Annotated in this window: 3 protein-coding genes; 1 reads left to right on the top strand and 2 read right to left on the bottom strand. The window is 72.4% G+C overall.

What is annotated here, in order from left to right; genetic code table 11:
• Positions 1-787 (top strand): NAD-dependent epimerase/dehydratase family protein (locus AB0J09_RS60050; RefSeq protein WP_360712671.1); only part of this gene is annotated, 787 nt, incomplete at its 5' end.
• A 50-nt stretch (positions 788-837) separates the two neighbouring features.
• On the opposite strand, the gene AB0J09_RS60045 is transcribed toward AB0J09_RS60050, so the two are convergent.
• Together AB0J09_RS60045 and AB0J09_RS60040 are read right to left on the bottom strand one after the other, a co-directional pair.
• Complete coding sequence (locus AB0J09_RS60045; protein ID WP_360712668.1) at positions 838-2,832, bottom strand: N,N-dimethylformamidase beta subunit family domain-containing protein; 1,995 nt, start codon at positions 2,830-2,832, stop codon at positions 838-840.
• A partial coding sequence (locus AB0J09_RS60040; RefSeq protein ID WP_360712665.1) for a hypothetical protein occupies positions 2,829-3,407 on the bottom strand: 579 nt, incomplete at its 5' end. The genes AB0J09_RS60045 and AB0J09_RS60040, both read right to left, overlap by 4 nt.

Raw genomic sequence — 3,407 nt, 5'->3', positions numbered from 1 at the left:
CGTGGCGCGCGCAAGGCCGGCGGACCGCTCGCCTCGCTGTGTGGATCGCGGGCCGGTGGCCGTGACCGGTTCGAGCACGTTCGTGCGGGAGCACCTGTCGGACGCGCTCGCCGATCGGGGGTTCCGTCTCGCCGGACCGGGCCCTGGCGTGCCGGTGGTGCACGTCTGCGCGCTCGGCTGGTCCCCGGACGCCGATCCCGAGGAGGAGGTACGGCTGGCGCGGGCGGCCTTCGCCGGCGGGCCCGGCGGGGTGCTGCTCAGCTCGTTCCACGTCTATCCGGAGCGGAAGTGGGCGGACGAGGAGACGCCCGTCAGCCCCGCCGCCACGCCCTTGTCCCGGGCGCTGCTCCAGGTGGAGGAGGCGGCGGCCGGGGCGGTGGTGCTCCGGCTCGGCGAGCCGTACGGGCCTGGCATGCCGCAGCGGGGACCGGTGGCCGATCTGGTGCTGCGGTCGTCACTCAACCGGCCCGCGCCAGTCTCCGGGTGCCCGGTGCAGCTCGTACACGTGCAGGACGTCGCCAGGGCGGTGCTGGCGGCGCTGGAACGGGGTTCCGCGGGGCGCGTCTACAACATCGCCCATCGGAAGCGGGTGCGCATGGGGGAGCTGGCTGAGGCGGTGTCCCAGGCGGTGCGGCCGATGGACGTCGAGACGTCGGACGAGCCTGCGGGGGCGCTGGTGAACGTCGAGCGGGCAGGGGTCGAGCTCGGGTGGCGGGCGAGCGTGACGCTGGACTACGGGCTGCACACGTGTGCGCAGTGGCTCGCCTACGAGAGCGACCGTCCGTAGGGAACCCGTCCACGGGCCGCTCTTCGGGGGCCGCTCTCCGGGGCCGCCGTTCAGGGGCCGCCAACGAGTGAGCGCCAGCGGATGAGACCGTCGGGTCCCGCGCCGATGAGCCGTCCCCCGGTGGCGGCCAGCGCGGTGCGTCCTGCGGCGGGGCCGAGGTCGGTCCAGGGTGACTCGTGCCGCTCGGCCGACCTGACCAGGATCCGGTCCGCCGAGACGGCGAACAGCCGGCCGTTCATGGCGGTCAGGCTCACCACTCCGACGGCCGGACCCACCCTCCTCCAGTCATGCGCGTCGAGCCGCCGGATGGGCAGGTGCCACAGCTCGCCGGCCGAGGTGACGGCGAACAGGCCCTCGTCCACGGCGGCCAGGCCGATGGTGCCCTCGGGCGCCCGGCTGACGTCTTTCCACGGCTGCGGGGCCGAGACTGGCTCGCGGTCGGGAGCGTCCTGCCACCGCTGCGGGGCCGGGACAGGGTCGCAGTAGCGGATGGCGCCGGTGGGTGCGACACCGTACAAGCCCGCGGGCGGGCCTCCGTGCGCCTCTCTCGGCGCGGCGAGGGCGATCGCGTCGGTCTCGCCGATCGCCTGCCAGGGGAGGTTCTGACCCGAGACGTCGCGGACCGCGAGCGTCCCGTCCGAGCACGCCGCGTACAGGCGGTTCTCGCAGCACACGAGCGTCCGCACGCCAAGCCTGGACGGCGAGTCACCCGCCGCCGCATCGGAAGCGCCGCCCTTCGCGCTCTGGGGCGCCGCGTCGGCGAGACGGTGTACGGCGGAGCCCGGCGCAGCGTGCACAGCGCCCGAGCTAGGCGAAGCGGGTGGGTGGGGGGTTGGGCCGATCGTGTCCCAGGTGGGGGTGGAGGAGCGGCGGGAGAGGCGGTTGAGGACGTTTCGAGTGATGGTGGCCAGGACCGGGTCCTGGAGGGTGTTGCCCCAGTTGATGGTGCCCGCGTTGAAGACCGTGCCGGAGCCGAGGCGGTGGATGCCCATCGTGGCGGCGCCGCCCTTGCCGTAGCGGCGCCAATGGGACAGGTCGGCGGTGGCGAGGACGACTAACGACGGCGGGGTGCCGTCGCGGCCGCTCGCCCGGGGTACGCCGGCCACCCATTCGAGGTCGGCCGCGTCCGTCTCGTAGCCGATCGCTCCCCTGCCGAACGTGTCACCGTCCGCCAGCCCCGTGCCCTCGAAGACCCAGTGGTCGGCGAACCTGGCGGTGTAGGACTCTTGTGACATGACGCGCGAGTCCACCCAGCAGCCGGCGCCGTTTCTGAAGGAGAGGCCGGTGAGAGTGCTCTCCGGGCGGTTGACAGGGTCGCTCGGCCACTCGACGGTGACCCTGCCGGGGTCGGTGGCGGCCATGGGGTCGGCGGTGGCCTCGCGGTAGCAGACCATGGTACGGAGGTCGTCTTCGAAGCGGACCTGCCACCAGCAGGTGTTGCCGGAGAATATGGCGATGTTCCCGCCGCGGCGGGCGAACTCCTCGACCGTGTCCCGCATCTCCCACGACCAGTACTCGTCGTGGCCGTTGACGACCAGCAGGCGGTAGCGGGAAAGGAAGTCGAGGCCGTCGTGCAGGTCCAGGCCCGAGCAGTAGTCGACCGTGTAGCCCGCCGGGCCGAGCCAGCGGAGCAGTCCCAGCTCCCACTCCTCGATCTGCGGGCCGGCACCCGGGCGGTCGAAGGTGACCTTGACGGCCCGGTCGGGCTGCTCCGACTGGTAGAGGCCCTCGCCGGGGACTCCCGGACGGTTGTACGCCTCCCAGGTGGGGAACGGGATGGACACCAGGATGGGCGAAGCGGGCTCAGCGCCGCGTACCACGAAATATGCGGAAATATCGTGGTAAATGGCTCGGTAGAGGGAGCTGGGCCAGTGCTGCCCTACCTTGAGGGTCCAGATCGATTCCTCGGCCGCCTCGTCCCGCAGCATGAGCCGCCCCGAGGGTACGTCCTCCACCGTGATCGGGCCGCCGCCGCTCCCGTCGAGGAGCCGGAAGCGGAGCTCCTCCCCCTGCGCGCACGACGTCGCCTCGGCGTACAGGCTCATCCTCGGGCCGCCACGATCAGGCCTTCCAGGTCAAGGAGGTACTGTTCGATGCCGGACGGCGGCAACAGGGTGGTGTCCGCGTAGCAGGAGACCTCCATCAGGTCCGGCTCGCCGCCGAGGTGCAGGCGGAAGTCGCAGATGTTGCGGTCCATGGCGTCCGTCCAGGACAGCTCCGTCTTGCCCTCGACCGCGCTGGAAGAAGCGTTGTCCTCCTGCACGAGCCGCTGGTCGTTGAAGCAGCCGAACGACCTGATCCCGGGGCCCACGCCGGTGACCGCCTCCTCCATCGCGTACGGGTCGTACTGGGCCTGCCGGTACGCCCGCAGCGCCGTCCCCCACGCCTGGCGTACCAGCGCGTCGAAGGAGTCCGTGTCGAGGTCCAGCACCACCAGCGCCTCCTGCGAGATCGTGGAGACCACGTCGCGCCGGCCGGCCGCGAAGCGGTTGTTGACGATCACCCGCATCCCGCAGAACCGCTGCCCGGTGAGCCCGCCGGCCAGCCGCATCGCCCCGGCCAGCAGCACGGTCGAGGAGCTGACCCGGTTGCGGGCGGCGACCGCCTGCGCGGCGGCGGC

It is taken from the genome of Nonomuraea sp. NPDC049784 (assembly GCF_040659615.1).
Classification (GTDB): domain Bacteria; phylum Actinomycetota; class Actinomycetes; order Streptosporangiales; family Streptosporangiaceae; genus Nonomuraea.
Note: the sequence above shows the minus strand (reverse complement) of the source record. Positions and strands in the feature narration are given on the sequence as shown.